This window comes from Novosphingobium sp. G106, assembly GCF_019075875.1.
Lineage (GTDB): Bacteria > Pseudomonadota > Alphaproteobacteria > Sphingomonadales > Sphingomonadaceae > Novosphingobium.
Window position 1 is genome coordinate 1,594,501 of the sequence record NZ_JAHOOZ010000001.1, and the last position, 25,838, is coordinate 1,620,338.

Here is a 25,838-nt window from a genome sequence, read left to right on the forward strand (position 1 = left end):
TCTGTACTCGATACCAGCGCCTTCAAGGCGCCGGAATGGAAGCAAAATGGCCCATTGCTGCGTCAGGAAGCCTTGAGATATCGACATATCCCTGCGGCTTCCTTCCTGGCACTGAGCCATTTTGCTTCAAACCTCGAAGGCGCTGGTATCGAGTACAGACCCTATGCCGGCTCGACCAACCGGACGTTCACCGGCACCGCCGAATAGCGCGGCATGAAGTTGATTGGCTCGACCCGCTCGGTGAGCGAAGTCAACTGGCCGACATTGGCGCCGCCATCAGCCACCGGATCGCCGCTACCGTGCAGCGGCCCGAACATGTGCGTCATCGAGATCACCCCGCGCCGCAGCCGCGCCTCACTTTTGGCCAGCGTACGTATCGCGCCGAATTCGGATGCGATCTCGATCGTGTCGCCTTCGGCGATGCCGTCGGCGGCCATGTCCTCCGGGCTCATGTGCGCATAGTTCACCGGGAAGCGCCGCCGCGCTTCCTTTGACTCGCGGAAGGCACCGTTGAGCGCGTGGAGCACGCGGCGGCAGGTCAGCCGGTAGCCGAAGCCCTGCTCGGGCGCCTCGCCGGCCAGGGCCGCGAGTTCGGCCGCGACATCGGGCGGACACAACTCAAGCCGGCCCGGCGCGTCGGGCGGGCCGGGTTTGACGAAGCGCGGCTCGACGGCCGGTCGCACGCCCGAGGGATTGGCCTTGATCTCGTCGAAAGGCACGACGCTGTCCTTGGCGAGGAAGCGGCACAGGTCCTCGGGATCGGGCTTGTCGGTCAGGCTGAGCGGCAGGCCGTCGGGAATGTCCTGGAAGCGCAGACCATAGTTCCAGTATTTGAAAGTCAGCGGCACGCCCATGCGCGCCGAGACGCTCCAGAAGAACTCCCAGTCGTCGATCACCGCGCCGGGCCTGCCCACCACGGGGCGGGTATACTGGACGAAAGGCTCGGGATAGGAGCCGTCGCCCGGCACGCTGATCTCGTGCCGCTCGAACGGCTGCGTCGTGGCGATGACGTAGTCGGCCATCTCCGCCGTCGCGTTCATTCGGCAATCGAGCGAGACCAGCAGTTCCAGCTTGTCGAAACCGGCCCTGGCGAAAGCCGGATCGCCAACCGCCATCAGCGGATCGCCGCCGAAGCAGACCAGCGCGCGGATGCGATCGGGCGAATCCGCGGCGATCTCGCGCGGGATCAGCGCCGTGGGAAACTCGCCGACCAGCAGGCCGGTGTCGACACTGACGCATTTCGGCTCGTGCTCGAAGCTGCGCGTCGGCGAGACCGCGAGCTCGTAGGTATCCTTGACCTTGAGCACGCCGGGATTGCGGATGCGGTCCCCTGCCCGCCGGTATCCGCCGGCGAGGACATTCACCACTTCGATCATGTGGTCGGCCGTGTTCGAATGGGTCGACATCGACGGCCCCGTGCCGCTGCCCGCGAGCGGCCGCTTGGCCTCGCCCAGCCACTTGGCGGCGAGTTTGATCTGCTCGACAGGCACGTCGGCGCGCGCCGACGCCATCTCGGGCGTGAACGGCGCCAGCGCCGCGCGCAGCTCATCGAGCTGGATACAGAACTTCTCGACGAATTCCGCCTTGTACCAGCCTTCGCGCAGCATAACGTGGGCGATCGCGGCGAACAGCTCGGCGTCGTGGCCGGGCACCGGCTGGATGAACAGGTCGGCGTAGCGCGCGGTCTCGGTCCGGCGCGGGTCGACGATGATGATCTTGCAGCCGCGCGCCCTGGCCGCCTCGAAGGCTTTGCCCGGCGCACCGGTCTCGGCAACCGCGAAGGGCGCGCCCTGGTGCGTCACCACCGGGTTGCCGCCGGCAAGCAGCGCACAGTCGGCATCGCGGAAATTGTGCCGCCCGCTGGCCATCACGCCCATGCGCGCCATGGTCACCCATTTAGCCGACTGGTCGATCGTCATCGACGAGAAGAAGTTCGGCGTATCGAGCGCCGCCACCCAGGCCCGCTCGAACAGGTTGCCCAGCACGCTGCGATAGGCGCCGGTACCATGATAGACCGCGATCGAGCGCGGCCCGTGCTCCTCGTAGAGCGCTTTAAGCTTGGCACCGATCTCGTCGAGCGCGGCCTCGGCATCGATTGTCGAAAAGGTGCCGTCGGGCTGTTTCTTCAGGCTGTGCAGCAGCCGGTTCTCGGCACCGTTGTGGAAGTCGACTGCGGCCATGCCCTTGGGACACAGATAGGCGCCATAGGGCGAAGCCGTGCCGTCGGGCCGCGCGCGCACCATCCGGCCGTCCTCGACATCGATCTCCATCGAACAAAGCGCGCTGCAATTGCGGCAGAAGGTCTTGACGGTTTCTCCCATTGGGCCGGTTTAGCCCAAAGGCGAGGCAAGCAGAACGGCAAACGCCCTGGGGCTCACCGCAGTCAAACCGCATCGCTGCCAGAGGCGCATCTGCCGGATTAGCTGGCCGCGACCTTGTAGCCGGAGCCCGGCGTGATCCAGATCACCGGCTTGCTCGGCAGGGCGACGTCGACGCCTTCCATCTGCCCCTGCTTGACCAGTTGCCCGTCCTCGATCCGCAAAGTCTCGCAAACCTTCCGCCCGGCCAGCGGCGCCATCTGCTCGGCCATCTGGCCGATCATCGCGGCACGCTGCTCGGCCGGCAGCTGTACGCCGTTCGCCCGGAGCCGCGCCTTGCGCAGATCAGCGAGGTCCAGCGCACCGCATAGGGCGCCGTTTTCCAGGCGGACCATCGAGGTCACCTCCATGGTGAGCCCCTGGTCGGCCGAGAGCAGGACCTCTCCCGTATTGACGAAGCGGTTGCCGCCGCTCGCGGCATATCTGTCGATCGAAGAACAGGTCTTGGCTTCGGGATCGGGATTGGCGCAGAGCATCTTGCCCGCACGCAACTGCGTGAGGATCTCGGCTTCCGGCACCGCGCCGGCCGCGGCCATGATCAGCAAAGTGGCTACAAACATCGACATTGCCTCCTGGAAATTGACGCCGCTCTAGGCCGCGAGCGCCTCGGCAATCATAGCCTTGGCCAGCGCGAGGAAGGCCAGCGTATCGGCCTGCGCCGAAGCGATCAGCTTGCGGTAGCTGCAGAAGCCGTGGATCGTGCCCTGGTACTCGCGATAGATAACCGGCACGCCCGACAGCACCGCCGCCGCCGCGAAAGCCCGGCCGCCGTCGCGCAGCGGATCGAGCGCCGCGGTGACCAGCAAGGTCGGCGGAAGGCCGGCGAGGTCGGCTACCAGCGGCGAATAACGCGGGTGGGCATGGTCGGCATGAAACGCCTGCCGGTAATAGGCCATGTTCTCCGATTCCAGGCCGTAACCGTCGGCGAAAGTCGTCATCGAAGCGTGCTCGCGGCTGGCATCGGCCATCGGGTAGATCGGGATCTGCGCGAGCAGCGGCAGCGCGGCGGGTGCATCGCGTAGGGCGAGGGTGGTGACCAGAGTCAGGTTGCCGCCCGCACTGTCGCCGGCGAGGACGAGATGGGTAAAGGACCGCCCGAAAGCCGCGCCGTTCTTGGCGATCCAGCGCGCAGCAGCTTCGGCATCGTCGGGCGCGGCGGGCCACTTGTGCTCGGGCGCGAGGCGGTACTCGACCGAGACCACGGGCAGGTCGAGCGAACGCGCGATCTCCGCGGCGATGCCGGCATGGGTATCGATCGAACCGACGACGAAGCCGCCGCCGTGGAAGAACACCACGACCGGCCCCGCCTCACGGCTGGCGCGCGGATCGTAGAGCCGAAGCTTTATCTCGCCGTCGGGGCCGGGCATTACAACGTCGCGGATCTCGCCCATCTCGCCCACAGGCAGGTCCATCCCGGCCATGGCGTCGGAAGGCATCTGGCGGATCACCGCCATCAGTTGGTCGTTGAACACCGGCCGCGGGCTGGCCGCCAGCTGATCGAGGAAAGCGCGGACGTCTGGTCGGACGAAAGGCGTGGTCATCGTGATCAAACCCCCGCCGCCATGCCGCCGGTGACGCGCAGTACCTCGCCGGTGATGAACTTCGCCTGCGGCGAGGTCAGGAACATCATGGCGTCGACGATGTGCTCTTCCTTGCCGTCGTCGCCGATCATCTGCATCGCCTTGACCCGCGCCTTGGTCTCGGGCGGCAGCTCGGCGGCGATCGTCTCGGTCAGCATCAGCCCCGGCGAGATCGCGTTGACGCGGACGCCGTCGGGCCCAAGCTCGCGCGCAAAAGTGATCGTCAGGCCCGAGACGGCGAGCTTGGTGTCGCCATAGGCCGATCCGCCCATGTGCCCGGCCGAAGATGCGATGTTGACGATGCTCGCGCCGGCACGGCCGCGCATGTGCGCGGCGGCGGCGATCGTGCAGGTGACCACGCCCATCACGTTGACGTCGAACAGGCGCCGCACCTTGGCGAGGCCCATCTTGAAGATCGGCTGGCCATATTCGTCGCTGTGCAGGCCGGCATTGTTGATCAGGATGTCGATGCCGCCACCGATCGCCGCGGCCTGCTTCATGATTTCACCCATCCGGGCCTCGTCGGTGACGTCGCCGCCGAGGCCGGTCGCCTGGCCGCCCTTGGCGCGGATTTCGGCCGCGGCCGCTTCGGCAACGGCGCCGTCGATGTCGACCAGCACGGCATGCGCGCCCGCCGCAGCCAGGGCCGTACCAAAGGCCTTGCCGAAACCGCGGCCGCCGCCGGTGATCACCGCGACGCGATTGCTATAGAAACTGCCCTCGGACATCATTGCCTCTCCTGAACTCTGCGCGGGTGTTGCCACATTCGCGGCCTGCGGTAACCCGCTGCAGCGATATTTTCAGGCAAAGGGAGAGAGCCGATGACCCTGGACGAAATGCTCGCACGCGAGGGCATCCGCAAGACGATCCACGGCTACAACGCCGCCGGCGACACGCGCGACGGCGCGGCCTTCGCCAGGCTCTTCGCCGACGATGCCGTGCTCGAGTTCGCCGGCTTCGGCCCGGTCCCCGGATTCCGCAGCGACGGCATCGCCGAGATCCGCGCGCGCACCGCGAGCTGGAGCCCCGTGCCCGGCAAGGACCCGTCGCTGAGCCTCGCGACTTTCATCCGCCACAACCTGACGACCTGCCGGATCGACCTGACCGGCCCCGACAGCGCCGCCGCGCGCACCTATTTCGTTGTCTTCACCGACATCGGCCCGGACCATGCGGGGTTCTATGCCGACACACTGGTCCGAAAAGGCGATGACTGGCTTTTCGCACACCGCAAGATCGCGCTCGACTGGCGCTCGCCCGACAGCATCTTTCCGCCCTTGCCGAAGTAGGGCTCAGCCCGCCACTTCGAGCTTGGCCTTCGCCTTGCCGAGCGGGATCGTGTTCGACTTCGCCGCTTCCTGGAAGACGATCAGCACGGTGCAGCCCTCGGCCCCCACCGTGATCGGCCCATAGCCGGTGCCGGCCGAGGCCCAGCGCACGTCGCCTGCCTTGAAGTTCACCTTGCCCACCATCTGCGAGCCTTCGATGATATATTCGAAGTAGTTGCAGCCGTGAGTGTGCGGATCGACGATTTCGCCCGGCTCGAACTTCGAGAGAATGACCATCGGCGAGGTCGCGGCGTTCGCCTCGTCGAGCAGGAAGCGCGCGTACTGGATGCCCGGCCCGGTGCCCTGCCCCCACTGGATGTCCTCGGCGAAAATGTCCTTGTGCGCCATTTCTCTCTCCTGTCCTTCCGACCAAGCGCTTGTCTCACCGGCACCGAAAGCCCGCAAGCCGGAATTGCAATTCGCGGCGGGTCTGCGAGCATGCGGCAAAACAAGGGAGAGACCATGTTCGGAGCTTCGCGATTCCTGCTCGCGGCGGCGGCGTTGGCCGTGCCGCATCTGGCCCATGCCGAAGAGGCCAAGGGCGCTGTCCGCATTGAAGTGAGTTCGCGCATCACCGCTTTCGAGGGTCGGACCTTCGGCGACTACGGCCCCTACGAGCGCATCACGGGCATCGCCCATCTGCGGATCGACCCGAATGCGCCAGCCAACCGCGGCATCGTCGACCTGGCGCTGGCTCCGCGCGCCGCCGACGGCATGGTCGACTACGACGTCGACGTCGTGATCCTGCGGCCGCAGGACGGCGCCAAGGCACGGCGCGTGCTGCTTTACGACGTGGTCAACCGCGGCATGAAGCTGCTGTCGATGTTCACCGGCGGCTCGCCCGGGTCATCCGCCGATCCGATAGATCCCGGCGACGGCCTGCTTCTCAAGCAAGGCTACACACTGGTGTGGAGCGGCTGGCAGGGCGACATCGCCGGCAAGGACATGCTCGGCCGGCCATTGCTCGGCGCGCGCTTCCCGATCGCGCACGACGGCGACAAGCCGGTAACTGGCCCGACCTCGACCGAAGCGATCTTCGACGACCTGTCGAGCAACCGCATCACCCTGCCCTATGCCGCCGCCTCGCTCGACCAGGCCGCCGCAAAGCTGACGGTGCGTGCGCTGACTGGCAGCCCGGTACAGACGATCCCGCCGGACCAGTGGCACTTCGAGAACGACCGCCACGTCACCTTGACGCGTCCCGCCGGCATGGACGCAGGCGCGATCTATCGCTTGGAATATGTCGCCAAGGACCCGGTGGTGATGGGGCTCGGCTTCTCCGCAGTGCGCGACCTGATCGGCTTCCTGCGCCACGGCACCACCGCCCAGGGCAACCCGCTCGCCGATATCGCTACGGCACCCTGCGAACGCGATGCCAAGGGCCTCTGCGTCAATCCCGAAGGCGGCGCCTACTCAACCGCGATAGCCGCCGGCGCCTCGCAGTCGGCGCGCTACCTGCGAGATTTCCTCTGGCAGGGCTTCAACCGCGACCTGTCCGGGCGCCGCGTGTTCGACGGGGTGATCCCGTTCGTTGCCGGCGGCCGGCAGACCTTCACCAATTTCCGCTTCGCCGAACCGGGCCGCTTCTCGCGGCAGCACGAGGACCACGACGTTCCCGGCTTCACCTTCCCCTATACCTACGCGACGCTGACCGACCCGGTCACCGGCAAGCGCGACGGCATCCTCGCGCGCTGCAGCGCCGATGGCACCTGCCCGAAGCTGTTCCACATCGATACCAGCGCCGAGTTCTGGCAGGCCGGCGCCTCGCTGGTCGGCACCGGCGGGACGCGAGGCGATGTCGCGTTTCCGCCGAACGTCCGCGCCTACATGATCGCCGGCGGAGCGCACGCACCGACGATGACCATGCCCAGCTGCCGCTATCCGGCCAATCCGATGAACTACTATCAGGTCGAGCGAGCGCTGCTGTTCGACATGGTCGAATGGACGACCGGCCGCCGCGAACCGCCTGCAAGCCGCTGGCCCAGGCTCGAGAAGAGTGAGCTGGTCGCGGTCGACGCGCTCCGCCCGCCGCAGGCACCGGCCCTCGGCCTCGTCTGGCCACGCGTGCTGAATGCCCCGATCGCGCCTGCCGGCAAGTCGGACTGGCCGGTCTTCGTGCCCCAGATCGACGCCGACGGGAACGACATGGCAGGCATCCATCTCCCGCCCGTGGCCGCACCGACGGGCACCTATCTCGGCTGGAGCCTGCGCAAGGCGGGATATGGCGAAGGGGATCTTTGCCTGGTCTTCGGGTCCTACATTCCTTTCGCCAAGGATGCGGCCTCGCGCGCAGGAGACACCCGCCGCTCGCTGGCGGAGCGCTATGCCACTCCCGGCGCTCGGGAACAGCGCCTCGCCGCCGCCGCCTCCGCACTGCAGGCCGAGCACCTGCTCCTACCCGAAGACATAGAAAAGCCGGCCCAGCAGGCGGCCGCAGCGAAATAGCGCTTGCCTCGGCAGGCGATCCGGGATTAATGAAACGCATTGGGCGCCATTAAGGCGAGTCGCAGCAACCAGACTGGAGAGCAATGCCATGAATACGCTGACCGACCTGAGCAACCCGCCGTCGAGCGAGACCGCAGCCGCCGACTCCGCCCCCTTCTTCATCCGCGGCCAGGTGGTCGAGGGCACCGACCAGACGCATCGTTCGCGCGACCTCGGCGTCAGCTTCGTCACCCCGAAGCTCGACCTCAACTCGCTGGTCCATCCGCGCACCGAGCTGCCGCCGCTGCTCAACACGCCGCTCGCCGAAATCATCGACTTCCTCGTCGAGTCCGGTCAGCGCATGTGCGATCCGAACAACGAGCACGTCCAGGCCTGCATCGACCGCATGGCCAAGGTCAGCCTCGCCCCGCGCAAGGTGATCGAGCACCAGATGCTCCACGCCACCGACTATCTCGACAAGCAGGTGCTAAACGAAGTCGTCGCGCAGAACTTCCCCAACCCCAAAGCGCTCGACGAATGGGTGCCACACACCGATCACCAAGGGCGCCGCAGCTTCATCCGTGCCTATGCCCCGCGCCTGATCCACGTGCTGCCCGGCAACTCGCCCGGCATGGGCGTTCGCTCGATCGCGCAGTCGGCGCTGGTCAAGTCGGTCAGCCTGTTCAAGATGGCCTCGGCCGATCCGTTCTCGACCACCGCCTTCCTGCGCACCATGGCCGAGATCGACCCGAACCACCCGGTCGTCCAGTCGATGTCGGCGATCTACTGGCGCGGTGGCGACGACGCGGTCGAGCGCATCCTCTACCGCCCGCAGTATTTCGACAAGCTCGTCGCCTGGGGCGGCGGCGATGCGATCAACAACGTCATGAAGTACATCGGACCGGGCTTCCAGCTCGTCTCCTTCGATCCCAAGACCTCGATCTCGATGGTCGGCCGCGAAGCCTTCGCGTCGGACGAAGCGCTGGCCGAGGCCGCAGAGCTCAACGCCCGCGACGTCTCGATCCTGAACCAGGAGGCCTGCGTCTGCAGCCGCTTCACGTTCCTAGAGGCCTCGCCCGAAGACGGAGACCGCTATGCCGAAGTGCTGGCCGAGCGCCTGCGCATCGACCGCATGGCCGAAGGCGCGCCGCGTCCGCTCGACATGGAGCTCAAGGAGCAGATCGACATGCTGCGCATGATGGACGACGACTACGGCGTCTTCGGCAAGTCCGACGGCCGCGGAGTCGCCATCCGCTCGGAGGAGCCGGTGGACTTCCATCCGCTGCGCAAGACTTCGAATGTGGTTTGCGTTGCCCGACCTCATGGAAGCGATGAAGTACGTCAACGTCGCGACGCAGACCGTCGGCGTCTATCCGTTCAACCGCATGCCCGCGCTTGCGCGACCACCTCGCCAGCGGTGGCGCCCAGCGCGTCGTCCGCCTCGGCGAGGCCGGTCCCAGCGCGATCGGCAACCCGCACGACGCGATGTACCCACTGCACCGCTTCGTCCACTGGATGGCGAACGAGGATGGCGTCGAGGGCGAATAACTCCGCGCTTCGCGCTGCCGAAAATCCGACCCGCCCCGGACCGCCTTCGCCGGCGTCCTCCGGGGCGGTTTTTTCGCGCCGGATTTGCCCGCTATCGGGTGGACAGCGAAGATCGAATAGCAGAGTGGATAGCGCACACAGGCTCGGGGAAGATGTCGATGATCAAACGGTCTATCCTATTTGTCATAAGCTCTGCTCTTGCGCTGTCGCTCGGTGGCTGCGGCAGCAAGACGAGCACACCGGATGCAGCAAAAGCAGCGGCAGAAGCTGGCGCGACCTCGACGCCCAATCCCTGGAGCAGCGATGCGGAGCCCGCGCCGACCACCGCCCCAACCGTCGCCGCGAGCGCCAGCACGGCGGCAAAATCCAATCCCTGGAACAAGGATTCGGTTGCGGCGCCTTCGCAAGCCGCAGCTGCCAAGGACAAACCACCGGTAACCGCATCCGCCAGCGCGGCCGCGAAGGCCAATCCCTGGGCCAAACACCCCCACACCGCAGCATCGGAAGCGGCCAAGTAGAAGGCGCGCTTCTCTTCAGGAGAAGATGATGAGCGACATCGCCGCAATGCTCGCGCGCTTCGAGACGCAGCAGGACCACATCGATCTGATGAACCGCTACGCCCACGCGCTCGACGTGCGCGACTGGGGCCTGCTCGCCTCGCTGTTCACCGTTGATGCGGCCTTTCGTGCGCGCGTGATCCTCGAAGGCGGCGTTCCCGATGCCGACAATACCGCGGTCGACGGGCGCGATGCGCTGGTCGCGACGCTACAGGCGATCTGGGACGGTCTTTCGGCCACGCATCACATGCTGTCGAACCACGTCGTTGAGCCTGCGGCGGACGGCACCAGCGCCAAGGCCTCCTGCTATCTGCGCGCCCACCACGTCGGCAACCGCGAGCGCGCGCACCTCTTCGAGGAATCGCTAGGGCGCTTCGACTTCGAGACCGTGCGGACCGACGGCGGCTGGAAGATTCGGCACATGGAAGAGAACCTTTTCGTCATGCTCGGCACTGCCGAGGCCTTTGCACCGCCCCCGAACTGATCTTCCGACGCCATTGTCGCAAAACTGAACTTGTCTCGCGAATCGCGCGGTGCGAGGCTTCGCCGCGGAAGAGGAGTCTGGCGATGGCGACGATCGCGTCCGAACGGCCTGGGCACGTACCGCCCGAGCTCTATTGGGATCACGACTACGAGGTCTTCGCGGCGCAAGGCCCCGATCCGTTCCGCCAGGTCTGCACGCTCCACGACGGACCGGAGATCTTCTTCGCGCGCAGCACCGGGCGCGATCGCCCCGGCTGGATTCTGACGCGCCAGGCCCATATCCGCGAGGTCTTCGCCGATACCGAGCATTTCTCCAGCGAGACGGCGGGCAGCTTCCTCTCGCCGATCGGCCTCGACGTGCGGATGACGCCGCTCGAATACGATCCGCCGCGCCAGCAGCTCTATCGCAAGATCATCGAGCCTTATTTTACCCCGGCGGCGATCGATGCGCTCGACGTCTCGGTGCGCTCGGCTTGCGAGCAACTCGTCGCCGGCTTCGCCGATGCCGATGCCTGCGAGTTCACCAGCGAGTTTACCGAGAAGTTTCCATCCTACATCTTCCTCGACCTGATGGGCATGCCGCGCGAACGGCTGGCGGATTTTCTCGCCTGGGAACGCGGGATGATCCGGCCGCCCTCGCCCGAGGCCGCGGTGGCGGCGATGGAGGCCGTGATCGCCTACCTGCGCGAATTCATCGCCGAGCAGCGCCTGGCGCCGACGACAGAACTGATGCGCGGCGTCACCCAGGCGCGGTACGCCGACCAGCGCCCGCTGACCGATGACGAGATCCTCGGGATCTGCTTCATTCTCTACATAGGCGGGCTCGACACCGTGCACAGCACGATCGGCTGGATGTTCTGGCATCTGGCGCAGGACCCGGCGCTGCAGCAGCGGTTGCGCGACCACCCCCAGGACATTCCCCAGGCGGTCGAGGAACTGCTGCGCGCCTATTCCGCCGCCTCGTCGGTGCGCTGGGTCAAGGTCGACCATGTATTCCACGGCGTCCAGATGCGCGCCGGCGACGCGGTGCAGCTCTCGCTGCCGCTCGCGGGGCGCGATCCGGCGGTTTACGACGATCCGCACAAGGTCGACATCGACCGCCCCGTCCGCCACATCGCCTTTGGCACCGGCCCGCACACCTGTATCGGGCTGCGGCTCGCCAAGCGCGAGATACGGATCGTCCTCGAAGTCATGCTCGCCCGCTTCGTCAACATCCGCTTGCCCGAGGGTGCGGGCTACGATTTCCACGCGAGCAACGTCTTCGGACTCGACCGGCTGCCACTGGCCTGGGACCGAGCCTGAATTTCGGCTTTCCTACAAGGACAGAAACAGTGAAGATCGCGATGCTCTTTCACATTGTGACAAACCTTTGATTCTCCCAAGAGAATCGCTTCCACAGCGCCTTCGCAGCCAACGATTTCCCATGCGCGATATGTGCAGCCTTGAAGAAGTTCCAAAAACCCGGCGCGCCGCTCCCAACCAGCACCGCCGTCGCTCCACTGCCTCTCGCACGTGTACCCTTGCCCTGCGGCCCTGAATCGCTAGAGAGGCCCAAACTCAGGCACGACGCAGCCGCTAGAAACGGGGCATTTCCATGGCGACCTTCACCCTTCCCAAGAACTCCGTGATCACCAAGAAGGGCAAGGTCCACCGCGCCGAGGGCGCCAGCCGGGTCAAGAAGTTCACCGTCTACCGCTACGATCCCGACAGCGGCGAGAACCCGCGCTACGACACTTTCGAGATCGATCTCGACAACTGCGGTCCGATGGTGCTCGACGCGCTGATCAAGATGAAGAGCGAGCAGGACCCGACGCTCACCTTCCGCCGCTCGTGCCGCGAGGGCATCTGCGGCTCGTGCTCGATGAACATGAACGGCCGCAATGGCCTCGCCTGCACCACCGCGATCGAGGACCTCAAGGGCGATGTCCGCATCACCCCGCTGCCACACATGGAAGTGATCAAGGACCTCGTCCCCGACTTCACCCACTTCTACGCCCAATACGCCTCGATCCGCCCCTGGCTGCAGACCGTCTCGACGACCCCGTCGGGCAAGGAACGCTTGCAGAGCCCCGAGCAGCGCGAGAAGCTCGACGGCCTCTATGAGTGCATCCTCTGCGCCTGCTGCTCGACCTCGTGCCCGAGCTACTGGTGGAACAGCGACAAGTTCCTCGGCCCGGCGATCCTGCTCCAGGCCTATCGCTGGCTGGCCGACAGCCGCGACGAGATGACCGGCGAGCGGCTCGACGAGCTGGAAGATCCCTTCCGCCTCTATCGCTGCCACACGATCATGAACTGCGCCAACGTCTGCCCGAAGGGCCTGTCGCCGGCGCGCGCGATCGCCGAGATCAAAAAGATGCAGGCCGAACGGCACGTCTGAGGACCTGCCGTGGCCAACGCGCCGCTGACGAATTTCGTCCACGAGCCCGATCCGGACAATCCGGGCTGGTCGCGCTGGCGCATTGCCGATGCGGCACGCTTCAACGAGGCCGTGCTAGGCAAGCAGATCGTCCGCGCGGAGGGCGACAGCACTTGCCGCATGCGGATGATCCCGCGCGACCCGCTCCACACCAATTCGGCCGGACGTGTCCACGGCGCGATCACGCTCAGCCTGATCGACGTTTCGCTGTTCTCCGCGATGTATGTCCTGCGCGGCGTCGACGCCGGCCGCTCGGTCACTGTCGACCTGACGACGCAGTTCATCGGCGCGGGTGACGCCACGCGGCCGCTCGATTCGGTCGTCGAACTGCTGCGCGAGACGCACCGCATGGCCTTCCTGCGCGGACTCGTGGTCCAGGATGGCGACATAGTCGCCTCGTTCACCGCGACGATCCGCAAGCCGTCCAAAGCCGCATGACCGGCCTTCTCGCCCGCTACGAAGCGCTGATCGCCTCGGGCGAACTGCGCCCCGACGCCGAACAGGAAGCCGCAGCCGAACGGCTCGAGAAGCTGCAGCGCGAACTCGAGCGCGCGCCAACCGGCGGACTGCTCGGCAAGCTGCTTGGCAAGAAGCGCGAAAGCCCGCGCGGCGTCTACATGTGGGGCGGCGTCGGGCGCGGCAAGTCGATGCTGATGGACCTGTTCCACGACAGCCTGAAGATCGACGAGAAGCGCCGCGTCCACTTCCACGCCTTCATGCTCGAAGTCCACGCGCGGCTGCGCGAGGAGCGCAAGAAGGAACAGGGCGATCCGATTCCCCCGGCCGCCGCCGCGATCGCGAAAGACCTCCGCTGCCTCGCCTTCGATGAGATGGTGGTCAACAATTCGGCCGATGCCATGATCATGAGCCGGCTGTTCACCCAGCTCGTCCACGAACACGGCGTCACCCTGGTGACCACCTCGAACCGCGCACCTTCGGAGCTCTACAAGGACGGCCTCAACCGCGAGCATTTCCTGCCCTTCATCGCGCTGATCGAGCAGGAGCTCGACGTGCTGACGCTCAACGGCCCGGTCGATTACCGGCTGCAGCGCCTGGGCGGCATGGCGACCTGGCACATGCCGCTGGGCGAAGAAGCAACGGCACAGGTGCGCGAGGCCTTCTTCCGGCTGACCGACTATTCGCCCGAAGACAGCGAGCATGTGCCCTCGGCCGACATCGATGTCGGCGGGCGCATGCTGCACGTTCCCAAGAGCCTCAAGGGCGTTGCCGTGTTCAGCTTCAAGCGGCTTTGCGGCGAGGCACGCGGTGCCGCCGACTATCTCGCCATCGCCCGCGCCTATCACACGGTGATCCTGGTCGGCATTCCCCGGATGGGACCCGACACGCGCAACGAGGCTGCACGCTTCGTGACGCTGATCGACACGCTCTACGAGCACAAGGTCAAGCTGCTGGTCGCAGCCGATGCCGCGTCGGAAGATCTCTATGATGCGGGGACCGGCGGCAACGCCAGCGGCCGCTTCGAATTCGAGCGCACGGTAAGCCGTCTCAACGAAATGCAGAGCGCCGACTACCTGGCGCTCGGCCACGGCGAGGACTGACGCCGAAACAGCAGGAGGACGCGCATGATCGTTGCCACTACCGAGAACGTCGCCGGCCATCGCACGGTCGAGAGCCTCGGCCAGGTCTTCGGCGTCGTCGTTCGCAGCCGGGGCCTCACGGGCAACATCGTCGCGGGTCTGCGCACCATCTTTGGCGGAGAAATCAAGGAATACACCGCCCTGGTCGAAGATACGCGCCGGCATGCGATCGACCGGCTCGTCGCCAACGCCCGCGCGATGGGCGCCGACGCGGTGGTCATGATGCGCTTCGATTCCGGCTCGATCGGCCAGGCGATGAACGAGGTGGTTGCCTACGGAACCGCGGTGCGGCTCCAGCCCGAATGACGCGCAACGCACGGATCGTCGGTTATGCGATCGGCCTTGCGCTGCTCGCCGGCGGCGGGGCGCTATGCATCGTCGACGCCGGCGGCGGGATCGGCTTGCTGATCCTCGGAGCGCTGATCGCAGCCGGCATCGCGCTGGAGCCGCGCTATGGCCGGCCGCGCGACACAGCTCCTCCTTCTGGCAATTGGCAGCGCACCGGAGAGCGTTTCGTCGACGACGAGAGCGGCGATCTGGTCGAAGTTTGGTACAATCCCGCGACGGGCGAACGCCGCTACACGCAAGCAGACAGCTAGCTGGCCTTTGCGAGTTGCGCCTGCCGCGCCTGGGCACCGGCAAGCCGCTGCATCAGCTTGAGATCCTGCTCGCGCAGTTGCAGCGCGGCGTCGGCCCAAAGATCGACGATCTCGTAATATTCCGACATCGCGATCGGCGTCGCGGCGCGCATGGCCCGACGCGCGTTGACCAGTCCCGCGTGGCGGCGATCCGACTTGGCCATGAATTCACGCACAGCAGCCACACCTTCGCCCGCGGGCGCAATCTGGTGGACGATGCCGAGATCGTACATGTCCTCGGCCGTATAGGTCTCGTTCGACAGGATGATGCGATCGGCCATCGCAGCGCCGAGCTTCCGCGAAAGGATCGCATGGGCGCCCATGCCGGGGAACAGGCCGAACGTGACCTCGGGCAGGCCGAAAGTAGACCCGCGCTCGGCAATGATGAAGTCGAACGAAAGCAAGGCTTCGAAACCACCGCCCAGCGCCTGCCCCTGGACCAGGCCGATCGTCAGCAGTGGCAGATCGAGCGCGTGCATGTTGCGGTTGAGAATTTCGACGCAGCGATAGCCGTAAGCTGCCAGTCCTTCACGGTTCCGTTCGCGGATCAGGCCATGAAACAGGGCGAGATCGCCGCCGAAGCAGAACACGCCGGGCGCACGGCTGCCGAGAACCAGATAGCGCAGCGGTACCCGGTCGGGGCCGAAGCTCTGCTTGATAAGTCCCTGCCACTGTTCGAAGTCCGCCAGCAAAGTCGGCGTAAAACTGGGCCGGTCCTTAGGGCGCATGAAGCTCCAAAGCGACTGGTTGCGTTCGTCGTAAAGAACGTCGAGCTCGTCGAGATTCAGAAGCCGTTCGGGCACTGCAAGCCGCTGATTGGACTCTTCGAGCAGGTGCTCGACACCGTCGCGCAGGGGGATCGCCGGCACTTCCTCCAGCCCCCTGTTCTCAGCCCGCCTATCAAGATCGCCACCAAGCCGATCCATAACTACCCCGCTAACGAACCCGACCTGCCCAGCGCATTTATGTTTCGCGGCACACTTCAGAATCTACGCGAGCAGGGAGTCCCTTGGCAAAGAGATTTTAACCATGAACGCCCCCTTTCGGTACGGTACTATCCGCAAAGCTCCCACGCGCGACTCATTTTTTTACTTGCTAGTGTTATTTATGTCACAAAGCGTTGCTGGCTATGGGTAGTTGGCCAGCGCGCGCGCCAAGTGGCGGATTTCCTGATAAAAATCTGTATCCTGTATGACTGGATTCGAACTAGGCACAATCTGTGGACTTCGAGTCGCCTAAGGGAATCCTGGGCAAGTCCAACCCGCAACGCGTCCTGACGATGCTGTTCCCGTCTCGTTCGCACCGCGCAGGAAAGCCTATCCACCAAAAAAGTCAGCCAGCGACGCCAAGCCGCCCGAGCGATCTGTCGAGCATGAGCAACTGCCACAGCAGGCGCGAATTATCGACGCGGCCGGCGATATGCGCCGCGGCGATCTCGGCGACGGCCCCGCTTTCGAACCAGCCTGTTCGGGCCAGCGCGGCGCCCTCGCCGATTGCCCTCGCTTCAGCCGCCAGCGGGCCACGAAACCACTCCGCGATAGGCGTGACGAAGCCCTGCTTGGGGCGGTAGAGGATGTCGTCGGGCAGATAGCGGCGCATCGTCCGCTTCATCAGCCACTTGCCCTGCCCAGCTTGCGTGCGCAGCGGCTCGGGCAGGCTGGCAGCGAATTCGATCAGGCGATGGTCAAGCAGCGGCTCGCGCGCCTCCAGGCTCACCGCCATGCTCGCACGATCGACCTTGGTCAGAATATCGCCGGGCAGCCAGAACTTGAGGTCGGCATATTGCGCGCGGTCCAACCCCGAACGCGCCGGCGCTCGGCGCATGAGTTCCTCAAGCGGCTGCTCCCCGCGATAGTCCCCCCGCAAGCGCTGGAAATCGGGCGAATAGATGCGGTCGCGCAGTTCGGGCGGGGTCACCGACAGCGAGCGAGCGTAGCCCTCCTCGCTGCTCGCCGCGAGCGACAGGAAGGTCGACTTGGCCCGCAGCGCGCGCGGCGCCCAGTCGGCCTTGGGGTAGGCCGCCCCGAGCGCACCGAAGACCGGCCGCCGCAGCCCCAACGGCAGCAGCCCGCGCAAGCGATCCTCATTCCGCTGGAAGACATGGCGCCGATAGCCGGCCAGCGCTTCGTCGGCCCCGTCGCCCGACAGTGCAACGGTGACGTTCTCGCGCGCCAACTGGCAGACCCGCCAGGTTGGCAGCGCCGAGGCATCGGCGAAAGGCTCATCGAACATCGCCGCCAGATCGTCGATCGCGGTGAAATCGTTCTGCGAAACGGTGCGGCTGCGATGATCGGTATGGTAGCGGTCAGCGATCTGGCGAGCGTAGCCCGTCTCGTCTAGCGCCGCGACGTCGAAGCCGATCGAACAGGTCTTGACCGGGCTGGCGCTCGATTCGGCCATCAGCGCGACGACGCTCGAGCTGTCGACCCCGCCGGACAGGAAAGCCCCCAGCGGCACGTCGGCAGCCATCCGCGAGGTTACCGCCTGGCGCAGCAGGTGCAGCAGTTCGGCCTCGAGATCGGCGGTGCTGCCCTTGCGGCGCTCGGCGAAGGAAACGTCCCACCACTGCACCGACTGCGGCATCGGTGCGTCGTGGCGCAGTAGCAGATAGTGGCCCCCCGGCAGCTTCTGAACCCCCTTGAGGATCGACCGGCTGTCCGGGACGTATCCCCAGGTCAGATAGTCTTCCACCGCCAACGGATCGGCCTCGCGCCGCAACAGCGGGTGCGCAGTCAGCGCTTTCAGTTCCGAGCCGAAGATCACGCTGCCGTCGGCCAACGGCGCCAGGAACAGCGGCTTCACGCCCAGCCGGTCTCGTGCGAGGAACAGCGTGCGCTGGCCGAGATCATAGATCGCAAAAGCGAACATGCCGTGGAGCCTGGACAGGCAATCGACACCCCAGCGCTGCCAGGCGGCGAGGATCACCTCGCTGTCGCCGTCGGTGTGGAACATCGCGCCGCCCTTGCGCAGTTCCTCGCGCAGCTCGCGGTAGTTGTAGATCTCGCCGTTGAACACGAGCATCGCGCGGCCGTCGGTCGAGGCCATCGGCTGCGGCGAGCCGGCGAGGTCGATGATCGACAGCCGACGGTGGCCGAGGCCGACGCCGGGCGCGGTCCAGACGCCCTTGCCGTCGGGACCGCGGTGCGCGATCGCGTCGCACATGCGCTCGACCCGCGCCGGATCGACCGGCTTGGGCGTCGATAGATGAAATATCCCCGCAATCCCGCACATAGGCGCCGGACCTAGCGGACGCCGGCGGTGCGGTCCATCCACCGGTCAGTGGGACCGATCGCGCGCAGGAAGGCGTCCATCGCAGGCTGGGCAGGCTTGCCCTCATGATCCTCGGCCGAGAGGATCAGCATCGTCGTCGGGCGCGGACGCAGCAGCAGCCGATCGGCCATCGCCGCCAGCTTGAGCCGGGCATTGCTGCCCGTGGTGAGATCGCCGATTCGGTACCAGCTATAGGCCAGCCGCTCGACGCTGCCTTCGGCGAGCAGCCGATCGGTCTTAGCGTCGTCAACCGCGGGGCCAGGCGACTGCCAGGCCCAAGTGCCGCCGGGTGGCAAGGCGCCCTGCCCGAAGCCCCCGGCCTCCCGGCCATCACCCTGCGAGCCATAGACCGCGATGAAAACGTCGACCTCGCGCCCTTGGGCGTCGGCATAACGGCCGAGCAGGCGATGATCGGCGCCCTGGGCGAGCGGCGCCCAGCTGACCCGCGGCGCGTAGGGAACGCGGTGCCATCCCGGCACGGGCGGCAACATGATCTCGCGCGGCAGCGGTGCCGACGAGGCATCGGCGGCGCGTGCCCAGGCCTGACCAGCAAGCAGTATGACGACGAGGCTGAGCAGCGCCGTTGCAAAGCCGATGCGCATCGTTTCCAGACGGGCGAGAAGCGGCGATGCCTCGATCCGCGCGATGTCCAACGGCGGTTGATCGAGCGGCCGGTCGAAGAAACGCCACGACAGTACAAGGACCAACGCGATGACTACCGCGAAGAATATCCAGCCATAGACGAGGTGGTCGAAGCCCGAGGCCTTGTCGGCACCCACGAACTGCGCGGCGAAGACCGTCGCCCAGGCACGCACGCCGTTGGCCAGCACCGGCACGACGAGGCAGACCGCGAGGAAAGCGCCGCGCCGCCCCCAGCTGGTAAAGCAGACACCCGCGGCCAGCACGCCGAACGCTGCCATCGCGATGAGGAACTTCACCCCCGAACAGGCTTCGGCCACTTCGAAGAGCCCTGCCGGCGTGTGGATGAACACCCCGTCGATGACCGCGGAAATGCCGCTCAGATGGACGAGCGCGATGGTGATACCCGCGGTGATCATCTGCAGCGACGGCACGAGTTCGTCACCGAACGGGACGAGGAATGCCATGTAAGCCAAGGGAAATGCTAGCGCCGTGCCGACACGCGGGCCAAGCAGTGCGAGCACCGAAGCGGCCAGCAGCGCAAGAGCTCCGGCTTGGCGCGCGACGGAGAGCCCGGCGAACTCGCCGAGCACCCACATAAACCCGGCTCCCAGCGCCAGGACCAGTCCGGGCCACCAGCCCTGCGGTGTCAACCGCGCGAGCTGCGGCAGGCGTTCGTGCACCAGCCAGGCGACGATCACGGGAACCAGCAAGATGTGGTTGTAGGTCGAGATATTCCACCACTGGTCGGCCATGGCCATCCAGTCGGGCAGAAGCAGGATGAAATTGGCCACCCACGCCAAGGCAAGCAAGGCGAGCGGCTGACGCCAAGGCGCCGACAGGCTGGCGAAGAGTCCGGGGCCCGCGCGTAGCCGCGCGGCTAAATCAAGCGGCATCGCGCTCCGCTCCCCGTGGACCCACCATGATCGCGGCCAACGGCTCCAGCGCGGCGTCCCAACTGGCGTGGTCGAGCACGAAGCTGCGCGCGGCCAGCCCCAGCGCGCGGGCACGCACCGGCTCGTCGAGCAGCGCGAGGATTGCCTGCGCCAGAGCCTCGTCATTTTCGGCAACCACGAAATGCTCACCATCGCAGGCGGAGATGCCGGTGGCAGCCTCCCCGCTGACCACGACGGGAAGCGCCATAGCCATGGCTTCGAGCACCTTGTTCTGGACCCCGCGCGCGATCTCCAACGGGATCAGCGCATGAGTCGCCGCGGCAAGCCAGGGACGGATGTCGTCGACCCGGCCCCAGATATGGCAGCCGTTCTCACCGTGCCACGCGCGAAGTTCGGCAGGCGGATTGCGGCCGACGACATGGAAGGTCGCGTCGGGCCGTACCGCACGGATCGCGGGCAGGATGCGGTCGATCACGCGGCGCACGGCATCAACATTGGGGGCATAGTCCATCTGCCCGGTGAAGATCAGCCGCGGCCCCGAGCAGGCCAGCATGCGCGGCTCCGGCGCGACCATTGCCGGATCGTAGGCGATGCAGTCGATGCCGTTGCCCAGCGCGCGAACGTAGGCGTAATGTCCCGTGGGAAGCCGCGAGCGGAACAGCGAAGCCTCTGCGGGCGATACCAGCAAGGTCACCGCCGCACGCGCCGCCAGCCGCGCTTCCTCGGCGGCCAGCAGCTTCGCCTCGCGCATTTCGACCCAACCCATCGGGCTGGAACGCTTGCGGGCATAGGCCTCGAATTTCGCCGAATCGACATCGACGAGGTCAAGGACCAGCCGGCCCGTGAAGGTCTTGGGGACATATTGCCCCATCTGTCCCGAGAACACGTAGATCGCCGAGATCGGCCGGGTAGCCAAGACATCGGCGACATAGGTAGCCAGTGCCCGGTCATGAAAAGCGGTGAGACTGACCGGCTGATGCGCAGCAAGGGCTTGAACTGCGGCCAGCGCCAGCGGCTTCGAGCGGCGACGCAGGCGATAGGACGCCGCGAGCGCCGACAGGCTGGCTTCCTCCGCGAAATCGGCCTCGTCGTCGGCGAAAGTCGCGACATGGACCGGCGCCAGCTTCGTCAGGGCCTTCAGGATATGGTGCGAGCGGATTTTGTCGCCGCGATCGGGGGGGGAACGGCAGGCGATGCGCAATGAACAGGATTTCGCCCATTATCCTAGGCCCCGGGCGATCAGCGGCCCGAGCCGGTTGGCGAGTGCCAGCGGCAAGCGCTGCCATATGGCGATCTGCAGTGAGTGCTTGGCACTGGTCGGATCGGCATTGCGCGGCGCGGCGCCGGGCGCGGTCCAAGCGGCATATGTCAGCGGTTCGGGCTCGAAGCCCCAGTTACGCTTGAAATGGTAGGCGCCGCTGTTCGTCTTGGAGCGGCCGAAGTCGAAATGGCTGCAACCGCACCGGCGGGCGTGGAGCATCAGCTCGAAATACATGCGGTCGTTGGCGCGCAGCCCGCGCGCCGCATAGGTGCCGCCTCCCCAATAGGGCATGACCGCGCCGCGATGGTAGAGTGACAGCACGCTCGCCACAGCGTCGCCTTCGTGACGGACGGTGAGGATATCGGCATCGGCGCCGAAGCGATCGAGCACAGCATCGAACAGCGCGCGCGGGAACACCGGCGTGCCGAGGTTACGCACGCTTTCGGCATAGACGGCATAGTGGGCATCGCGGTCGCGTAGCGCGGTGCCGATCTCGATCTCGAACTCGTTCGCCAAGCCCTTGCGCACTTCGGCGCGCTGCTTGCGCGGGATGGCGAGCAGCTGCGCCTCGTCGTCGGCTGCGAGCGGCGTCACGAAACCGCAGTGCGATTCGGTCTTGAGCGTCCAGCCGGCGCGCTTCTGCGGCAGCACGCCGCCGCGCAGTTCGATCGCCGGGCAGGAACGGCGCTCGGCCAGTTGCTCGGCGAAAGCGAATATCGCTGTGCCATCGACGCCCTCGGCGACCAGTAGGCCACCGTCGACGGCAAAGCCGCTCGAAGCGAGCAAACGGCCGAAGATCGGCGAATGAATTTCGCTGAGCGGCAGATAGGCAGCAATCTCGCCATGCCGCTCGGCGACCAGCGCCAACGCGGCGTTACCTGTTCCGGCGGCGACGGACTGGAGCCAAGCGCTCGTATGAAACGGCGTGCCCTCGACATGCGCAGCGACAAAGGCATCGATCCGCACCGCCTCGTTGGCGTCGGCCAGATCGACGATGCGAACGCGCTCGCGCGGCGGGGTGAAGGGCGCGTTCATGCGGCTAGCGGCACGGCTTTCGCCGCCTCGCGCTCGGCCAGGGCGTCCATTCGCCCCCAGGAGAAATCTCCGATCAATTGCCGCAGCTTGCCATCCATAGCTGTAAGATTGGTGTAATGGCGCAGCTTCGACTTCATCGACGCGTTGGGCACGCGCGGCTGGCCGGGATCGATCTCCCAGGGATGGAAATAGAACACCGCCGGCCGCTCGTCGCGGCGGTTCACCTGGCGGATGGCCCAGCGCGAGAAAGCATAGGGAAGCACGCGGAAGAAACCGCCCCCGCCCGCCGCGAGCCGCCGCCCGGCGAACTCGGCGGTGGTCACGGGAATCTCGATCAGGTCGGCTCCGGCCAGCGGCCTGAAGGCGAAGCGCGGCGCCTCGCGCCAGCCATAATGGTCATGCGCGATCGGCGCGACGCTCGAACTGTAGGTAAAGCCCTGCTCTGCCAGTTCGGCGAAAGCCCAGGGCGTGCGCTGGTCGATAGAGAAGCTCGGCGCGCGATAGCCGCTGACCTTGGCGCCCGAGGTATCCTCGATCGTCTTGCGGCTCATCTCCAGGTCGATCCTGAAGCTGTCGCGGTCCATCTGGAAGACACGGGCGTGGTCCCAGCCGTGGCTGGCCATCTCGTGCCCGGCATCGGCGATCCGACGCATCAGCGCAGGATAGCGCTTCGCCACCCAGCCGAGCGTGAAGAAAGTCGCCAGCACCTCGGCTTCGGCGAACATATCGAGGATCATCTCGCAATTGCGCTCGACCCGCATCGACAGCGTATCCCAGCTGCCGCGGTCGATCACCCGCTCGAAGGCGCCGACCTGGAACCAGTCCTCGACGTCGACCGAAAGGCCGTTGATGGGACGCACGGGATTCACGGCTCGGTTCTCCCGAAAAGGATCAGGCGGCGGCGCGAGCGCCATTCTCCGTCTCGATCCACTCGATCAGCATGGTCAGCGTGTGGCGGACGGCGCTCTCCTGCTCGAGGAGCTGGCCTTCGAGCGTCGAGACGCGGTCCTGCAAAATGGCGATCTCGCCGCGATTGCTCGGCTCGGCATTGTTGGCGAGTTCGATGATCGCGTGCTGCAGCTCGGCAATCTGCGCGTCGCGCTGCGCCAGGGCTTTTTCGAGCTCGGCGCCAGCAACGCCCGGCACAGCCGCAGCCGTAGCGGCGACGGGAGCCGGAGCGGGCACCGACACGCGCGCGGGCGCACCGTCCTGGCCAAGCTCGGCGAGAACCTGCTGCAGCATGGCCCCGTCGATCCGGCTGCGCCGGTCGACCGCGCCGAGCATCAGCAGCCGGTTGACGATCTGGTTGATCCGCCGCGGCACGCCGCCGGTCGCGGTATAGATCTCGGCGAAAACGCGCTGGTCGAAGCTCGGATTGCCCTCCCAGCCGACGCGCTTCATGCGGTGTTCGATATAGGCCTGGACCTCGTTGGCCTCCATGGCCTCGAGGTGATGCGTCGCGATCACGCGCTGGCGCAGCTGTTCGAGCTCGGGATGTTCTAGCAGCGTGCCGCGGAACTCGGGCTGGCCGAGCAGCAAGGTCTGCAGCAGCGGGTGCGAGCCAAGCTGGAAGTTCGACAGCATGCGCAGCTCTTCGAGCGCCCCGATCGACAGGTTCTGCGATTCGTCGACGATCAGCAGGCAGCGGCGACCGGCCCGAGCCTCGTCGTGCAAGAAACCCTCGATCGCGCCGAGCGCCGCGGCCTTGTCGTGCCCCTGCACGCGCAGGCCGAAGGACTGGGCGACGACATGGATCAGTTCCTCGCTGTCGAGCTTCGAAGTAACGATCTGCGCCGCGGTGAGCCGCACCGGATCGATCGTCGCCATCAGGTAGGCGACCAGCGTCGACTTGCCCGCGCCGACCTCGCCGGTGATGACGACGAAGCCCTCGCTCTGGGCGAGACCATAGGACAGGTAGGACAGCGCCTTCCGGTGCGTCAGGCTTTCGAAATAGAACGCCGGATCGGGCGTAAGCTGGAAAGGCCTTCCGGTGAGCCCATAGAATTCGTCGTACATTGCCTGGTTCCTTCCCGCAGGCTCAGAAACTGTAACGGATGCCGAACAGCGCCGAAGCGATCCATTCGTCGGTCAGCGGTGCCTCGCGATCGATCCCGTTGATGCCCACTGCGGCACTCGCCGTCAGATGACGCGTCAGGTCGCGATAGTAAGATGCGGTTGCGCCGATCGCGGTCTCGTCGCCAGCGAAGCTCGATCCGCTCTGGAGCCAATTGGCGAAAACGTCGGCGCGAATGCCCGAGCTGGCGTCGAGCCGCTGGCTGACAAAGCCGGCAAGCCAATAGTTCTCGTCGATAACGCCGCTCGACGCGGCCAGCACGGTTCCCGGCGCACCAATGAACTTGCGCCGGTCATAGCCCGCACCGATACCTGCCTGCATGCGGCCGAAGTTCATGTTGTAGGTGGCCATCACGCCGCGCGCGCGGAAGACGGAGGAGCGGACATTCCCCAGTGAACCGGACAGACAGCTGCCGCCCTCAAGCGAGCTGACGCAGCCGGTAACGCCGCCAGACAGCGGATTGCGCACAGCCTCGAAGTCGGTCGGCAGACCGATCAACGACCGGTTGAGCTGGCCGCCGAAGCCCGAGACGTTGTCATAGACCGAGACGTTGAACGAACTGCGTGGCGACGGGGCGTAGGCCAAGCTGCCGTAATAGGTGGTCGAGCCATAGCGGCGGCCGATGTGGGCCTCGAGCGCGGTGCGGCGGCTCGGCCGCCAGATTACCCCGGCGTCCCAGATGAGGCCGCTGACGTCATAGGCCAGGATGCGCGGGGCCGACTTGTCGGTGACATAGCGGCCGTCGGCGCCGACCACCGGAACGCCGGCAGCGTCGCGCACGGCGTCACGGCCCGAGACCTGGACCTTCTCGTATCCGACGCCCCCGACGACGGCGAAGGTGTTGGTCACCGGCACGGTCACGTCGGCGCGGGCCGAGAAGTCCTCGGCGCGCTGGTCCAGATTGGAGATGTCCTCGCGGTAGTACTTGGCACCGGCGCCGAGCCCGACGGGCAGGATCTGCCCGGCACTGACACCGGCATGCACGTCGGCGAGCTGGACCACGCTGTCGTCGAACACGTCGACCGGCGACTGGCCGGGCACCACCGTCAGCGCATCGGGCGATTCCACCTTGGTGTAGCCGATACGGTAATTGGCGTTGATCGCGACATCACCTGCATGGGTGCTGACCGAAGGCCCGGCATAGACCGAGTAGATCTGCGTGACGCTGTCGCCCTGGCTGAATGGCGATAGCACTGCGGAACCGTCCGGCTCGACACTGGAGCGGGCGGCGAGGCCGCCGGCATGCACGGTCACGCCGGGCACGACGGTCGCATAGCCGTTGGCGATGCCGCTGTAGATGTCGCCATCCTCGGCCCTGCCCCAGCCGAAGCGGTGCTCGTAGCGCAGCGAGACGCTGGCGCCGTTGTTCCGGCCCGCGACCGAGGCATCGACGCCCGCGGCAAGAACGGAGTAGGTCAAGGTATCGTCGCCAGGGGAAAGGCGCGCCGAGATGATCTGCGCCGCCTCGATATAGGGCGTCACCTTGACGCCATAGCTGCCTGAACCTTTCCCGCCGTGGCCGTGACGTGTGCCGGCGCCGTCCTTGCCGGACGCGGTCGGCGCGTCGGCGTCGTCGCTCGAACCGGCGCTGCTGCTGCCACTACTGCCGCTTCCGACGTTGCCATAGGGGATCGACTGCGCCGCCGCGACCAGCGGCAGCGCACAGGCTCCGACCGAGGCCAGCACGGCCAGTTTCCAGGGAAGGCGCGACGTCAT

25 protein-coding genes and 1 pseudogene are annotated in these 25,838 nt (G+C 66.3%); 11 read left to right on the top strand and 15 right to left on the bottom strand.

The features are described 5' to 3' along the window. Positions 1-161: 161 nt before the first annotated feature. The 4 genes from KRR38_RS07590 to KRR38_RS07605 form a co-directional block, all read right to left on the bottom strand. Positions 162-2,321: a molybdopterin-dependent oxidoreductase gene (locus KRR38_RS07590; RefSeq protein ID WP_217400231.1), complete on the bottom strand. Its 2,160-nt coding sequence runs from the start codon at positions 2,319-2,321 to the stop codon at positions 162-164. A gap of 98 nt (positions 2,322-2,419) precedes the next feature. Beyond that, complete coding sequence (locus KRR38_RS07595) at positions 2,420-2,938, bottom strand: hypothetical protein (RefSeq protein WP_217400233.1); 519 nt, start codon at positions 2,936-2,938, stop codon at positions 2,420-2,422. A gap of 30 nt (positions 2,939-2,968) precedes the next feature. After that, positions 2,969-3,919, bottom strand: a complete 951-nt coding sequence (locus tag KRR38_RS07600) for an alpha/beta hydrolase (RefSeq protein ID WP_217400235.1) — start codon at positions 3,917-3,919, stop codon at positions 2,969-2,971. A 5-nt stretch (positions 3,920-3,924) separates the two neighbouring features. Beyond that, entirely contained in the window at positions 3,925-4,686 is a 762-nt protein-coding gene (locus KRR38_RS07605; protein WP_217400237.1) for an SDR family NAD(P)-dependent oxidoreductase, read from the bottom strand. Positions 4,687-4,779: 93 nt separating this feature from the next. Between KRR38_RS07605 and KRR38_RS07610 the strand changes: the two genes are divergently transcribed. Beyond that, positions 4,780-5,244: a nuclear transport factor 2 family protein gene (locus KRR38_RS07610; protein ID WP_217400239.1), complete on the top strand. Its 465-nt coding sequence runs from the start codon at positions 4,780-4,782 to the stop codon at positions 5,242-5,244. A gap of 3 nt (positions 5,245-5,247) precedes the next feature. Here KRR38_RS07610 and KRR38_RS07615 read toward each other — a convergent pair whose 3' ends face one another. Continuing rightward, positions 5,248-5,631 carry a hypothetical protein gene (locus tag KRR38_RS07615; protein ID WP_217400241.1) on the bottom strand — a complete coding sequence of 128 codons (384 nt, stop codon included), beginning with the start codon at positions 5,629-5,631 and terminating at the stop codon, positions 5,248-5,250. Between the two features lie 114 nt (positions 5,632-5,745). Between KRR38_RS07615 and KRR38_RS07620 the strand changes: the two genes are divergently transcribed. Beyond that, positions 5,746-7,728, top strand: a complete 1,983-nt coding sequence (locus KRR38_RS07620) for an alpha/beta hydrolase domain-containing protein (protein ID WP_217400243.1) — start codon at positions 5,746-5,748, stop codon at positions 7,726-7,728. A 49-nt stretch (positions 7,729-7,777) separates the two neighbouring features. On the opposite strand, the gene KRR38_RS37690 is transcribed toward KRR38_RS07620, so the two are convergent. After that, positions 7,778-8,167 carry a hypothetical protein gene (locus KRR38_RS37690; RefSeq protein ID WP_375293413.1) on the bottom strand — a complete coding sequence of 130 codons (390 nt, stop codon included), beginning with the start codon at positions 8,165-8,167 and terminating at the stop codon, positions 7,778-7,780. Here KRR38_RS37690 and KRR38_RS35870 point away from each other — a divergent pair. Next, positions 8,069-8,800, top strand: a pseudogene (locus tag KRR38_RS35870) (acyl-CoA reductase); the annotation flags it as partial. The gene KRR38_RS37690 and the pseudogene KRR38_RS35870 overlap by 99 nt on opposite strands. A 302-nt stretch (positions 8,801-9,102) precedes the next feature. Further along, positions 9,103-9,255, top strand: a complete 153-nt coding sequence (locus KRR38_RS35875) for an acyl-CoA reductase (RefSeq protein ID WP_254515196.1) — start codon at positions 9,103-9,105, stop codon at positions 9,253-9,255. Between the two features lie 91 nt (positions 9,256-9,346). Here KRR38_RS35875 and KRR38_RS37695 read toward each other — a convergent pair whose 3' ends face one another. Further along, on the bottom strand, positions 9,347-9,769 hold the full coding sequence (locus tag KRR38_RS37695; protein WP_217400245.1) for a hypothetical protein: 423 nt from the start codon (positions 9,767-9,769) through the stop codon (positions 9,347-9,349). 32 nt (positions 9,770-9,801) lie between these two features. Here KRR38_RS37695 and KRR38_RS07635 point away from each other — a divergent pair, with 32 nt between their 5' ends. The 7 genes from KRR38_RS07635 (at position 9,802) to KRR38_RS07665 (ending at position 14,908) form a co-directional block, all read left to right on the top strand. Beyond that, complete coding sequence (locus tag KRR38_RS07635) at positions 9,802-10,296, top strand: nuclear transport factor 2 family protein (protein ID WP_217400247.1); 495 nt, start codon at positions 9,802-9,804, stop codon at positions 10,294-10,296. Positions 10,297-10,379: 83 nt separating this feature from the next. After that, positions 10,380-11,597 (top strand): cytochrome P450, encoded by a 1,218-nt coding sequence (locus KRR38_RS07640; protein ID WP_217400249.1) that lies wholly within the window; start codon positions 10,380-10,382, stop codon positions 11,595-11,597. A gap of 292 nt (positions 11,598-11,889) precedes the next feature. Next, the gene (locus KRR38_RS07645) at positions 11,890-12,672 is read left to right on the top strand and encodes a succinate dehydrogenase iron-sulfur subunit (RefSeq protein WP_217400251.1); all 783 of its coding nucleotides are present in this window, start codon (positions 11,890-11,892) and stop codon (positions 12,670-12,672) included. Positions 12,673-12,681: 9 nt separating this feature from the next. Further along, positions 12,682-13,149: a PaaI family thioesterase gene (locus KRR38_RS07650; protein WP_309140990.1), complete on the top strand. Its 468-nt coding sequence runs from the start codon at positions 12,682-12,684 to the stop codon at positions 13,147-13,149. Next, positions 13,146-14,270, top strand: coding sequence for a cell division protein ZapE (gene zapE, locus KRR38_RS07655; protein ID WP_217400253.1), 1,125 nt, complete (start codon positions 13,146-13,148; stop codon positions 14,268-14,270). Before KRR38_RS07650 ends, zapE begins: the two co-directional genes overlap by 4 nt. A gap of 24 nt (positions 14,271-14,294) precedes the next feature. Then, positions 14,295-14,615 (top strand): YbjQ family protein, encoded by a 321-nt coding sequence (locus KRR38_RS07660; RefSeq protein ID WP_217400255.1) that lies wholly within the window; start codon positions 14,295-14,297, stop codon positions 14,613-14,615. Continuing rightward, on the top strand, positions 14,612-14,908 hold the full coding sequence (locus tag KRR38_RS07665) for a hypothetical protein (RefSeq protein WP_217400256.1): 297 nt from the start codon (positions 14,612-14,614) through the stop codon (positions 14,906-14,908). The genes KRR38_RS07660 and KRR38_RS07665 overlap by 4 nt, the downstream gene beginning before the upstream one ends. On the opposite strand, the gene KRR38_RS07670 is transcribed toward KRR38_RS07665, so the two are convergent. The 8 genes from KRR38_RS07670 to KRR38_RS07705 all read right to left on the bottom strand — a co-directional run bounded on the left by KRR38_RS07670 (position 14,905) and on the right by KRR38_RS07705 (position 25,838). Further along, entirely contained in the window at positions 14,905-15,816 is a 912-nt protein-coding gene (locus tag KRR38_RS07670) for a crotonase/enoyl-CoA hydratase family protein (protein ID WP_309140991.1), read from the bottom strand. The genes KRR38_RS07665 and KRR38_RS07670 overlap by 4 nt on opposite strands. Positions 15,817-16,279: 463 nt before the next feature. Then, positions 16,280-18,178, bottom strand: a complete 1,899-nt coding sequence (locus tag KRR38_RS07675) for an XrtA/PEP-CTERM system amidotransferase (RefSeq protein WP_217400260.1) — start codon at positions 18,176-18,178, stop codon at positions 16,280-16,282. A gap of 11 nt (positions 18,179-18,189) precedes the next feature. Then, on the bottom strand, positions 18,190-19,752 hold the full coding sequence (gene xrtA / locus KRR38_RS07680) for an exosortase A (protein WP_217400262.1): 1,563 nt from the start codon (positions 19,750-19,752) through the stop codon (positions 18,190-18,192). Continuing rightward, positions 19,742-20,953 (bottom strand): TIGR03087 family PEP-CTERM/XrtA system glycosyltransferase, encoded by a 1,212-nt coding sequence (locus KRR38_RS07685; RefSeq protein ID WP_309140992.1) that lies wholly within the window; start codon positions 20,951-20,953, stop codon positions 19,742-19,744. Before KRR38_RS07685 ends, xrtA begins: the two co-directional genes overlap by 11 nt. 18 nt (positions 20,954-20,971) lie before the next feature. Beyond that, positions 20,972-22,048, bottom strand: coding sequence for a FemAB family XrtA/PEP-CTERM system-associated protein (locus tag KRR38_RS07690; protein ID WP_217400264.1), 1,077 nt, complete (start codon positions 22,046-22,048; stop codon positions 20,972-20,974). Beyond that, positions 22,045-22,962: an XrtA system polysaccharide deacetylase gene (locus KRR38_RS07695; RefSeq protein WP_217400266.1), complete on the bottom strand. Its 918-nt coding sequence runs from the start codon at positions 22,960-22,962 to the stop codon at positions 22,045-22,047. Before KRR38_RS07695 ends, KRR38_RS07690 begins: the two co-directional genes overlap by 4 nt. Further along, positions 22,940-24,064, bottom strand: a complete 1,125-nt coding sequence (locus tag KRR38_RS07700; RefSeq protein WP_217400268.1) for an XrtA/PEP-CTERM system-associated ATPase — start codon at positions 24,062-24,064, stop codon at positions 22,940-22,942. Before KRR38_RS07700 ends, KRR38_RS07695 begins: the two co-directional genes overlap by 23 nt. Positions 24,065-24,086: 22 nt before the next feature. Continuing rightward, positions 24,087-25,838 carry a preprotein translocase subunit YajC gene (locus tag KRR38_RS07705; protein ID WP_217400270.1) on the bottom strand — a complete coding sequence of 584 codons (1,752 nt, stop codon included), beginning with the start codon at positions 25,836-25,838 and terminating at the stop codon, positions 24,087-24,089.

Coding starts and splice junctions, on each gene's coding strand:
- KRR38_RS07705 (WP_217400270.1), bottom strand. CDS start 25,838: ATGACGTCGCGCCTTCCCTGGAAACTGGCCGTGCTGGCCTCGGTCGGA.
- KRR38_RS07640 (WP_217400249.1), top strand. CDS start 10,380: ATGGCGACGATCGCGTCCGAACGGCCTGGGCACGTACCGCCCGAGCTC.
- KRR38_RS07615 (WP_217400241.1), bottom strand. CDS start 5,631: ATGGCGCACAAGGACATTTTCGCCGAGGACATCCAGTGGGGGCAGGGC.
- KRR38_RS07635 (WP_217400247.1), top strand. CDS start 9,802: ATGAGCGACATCGCCGCAATGCTCGCGCGCTTCGAGACGCAGCAGGAC.
- KRR38_RS07695 (WP_217400266.1), bottom strand. CDS start 22,962: ATGGCGCTCGCGCCGCCGCCTGATCCTTTTCGGGAGAACCGAGCCGTG.
- KRR38_RS07700 (WP_217400268.1), bottom strand. CDS start 24,064: ATGTACGACGAATTCTATGGGCTCACCGGAAGGCCTTTCCAGCTTACG.
- KRR38_RS07595 (WP_217400233.1), bottom strand. CDS start 2,938: ATGTTTGTAGCCACTTTGCTGATCATGGCCGCGGCCGGCGCGGTGCCG.
- KRR38_RS07645 (WP_217400251.1), top strand. CDS start 11,890: ATGGCGACCTTCACCCTTCCCAAGAACTCCGTGATCACCAAGAAGGGC.
- KRR38_RS07660 (WP_217400255.1), top strand. CDS start 14,295: ATGATCGTTGCCACTACCGAGAACGTCGCCGGCCATCGCACGGTCGAG.
- KRR38_RS07675 (WP_217400260.1), bottom strand. CDS start 18,178: ATGTGCGGGATTGCGGGGATATTTCATCTATCGACGCCCAAGCCGGTC.
- KRR38_RS07610 (WP_217400239.1), top strand. CDS start 4,780: ATGACCCTGGACGAAATGCTCGCACGCGAGGGCATCCGCAAGACGATC.
- KRR38_RS07605 (WP_217400237.1), bottom strand. CDS start 4,686: ATGTCCGAGGGCAGTTTCTATAGCAATCGCGTCGCGGTGATCACCGGC.
- KRR38_RS07690 (WP_217400264.1), bottom strand. CDS start 22,048: ATGAACGCGCCCTTCACCCCGCCGCGCGAGCGCGTTCGCATCGTCGAT.
- KRR38_RS07620 (WP_217400243.1), top strand. CDS start 5,746: ATGTTCGGAGCTTCGCGATTCCTGCTCGCGGCGGCGGCGTTGGCCGTG.
- KRR38_RS07600 (WP_217400235.1), bottom strand. CDS start 3,919: ATGACCACGCCTTTCGTCCGACCAGACGTCCGCGCTTTCCTCGATCAG.
- zapE (WP_217400253.1), top strand. CDS start 13,146: ATGACCGGCCTTCTCGCCCGCTACGAAGCGCTGATCGCCTCGGGCGAA.
- xrtA (WP_217400262.1), bottom strand. CDS start 19,752: ATGCCGCTTGATTTAGCCGCGCGGCTACGCGCGGGCCCCGGACTCTTC.
- KRR38_RS07590 (WP_217400231.1), bottom strand. CDS start 2,321: ATGGGAGAAACCGTCAAGACCTTCTGCCGCAATTGCAGCGCGCTTTGT.
- KRR38_RS07665 (WP_217400256.1), top strand. CDS start 14,612: ATGACGCGCAACGCACGGATCGTCGGTTATGCGATCGGCCTTGCGCTG.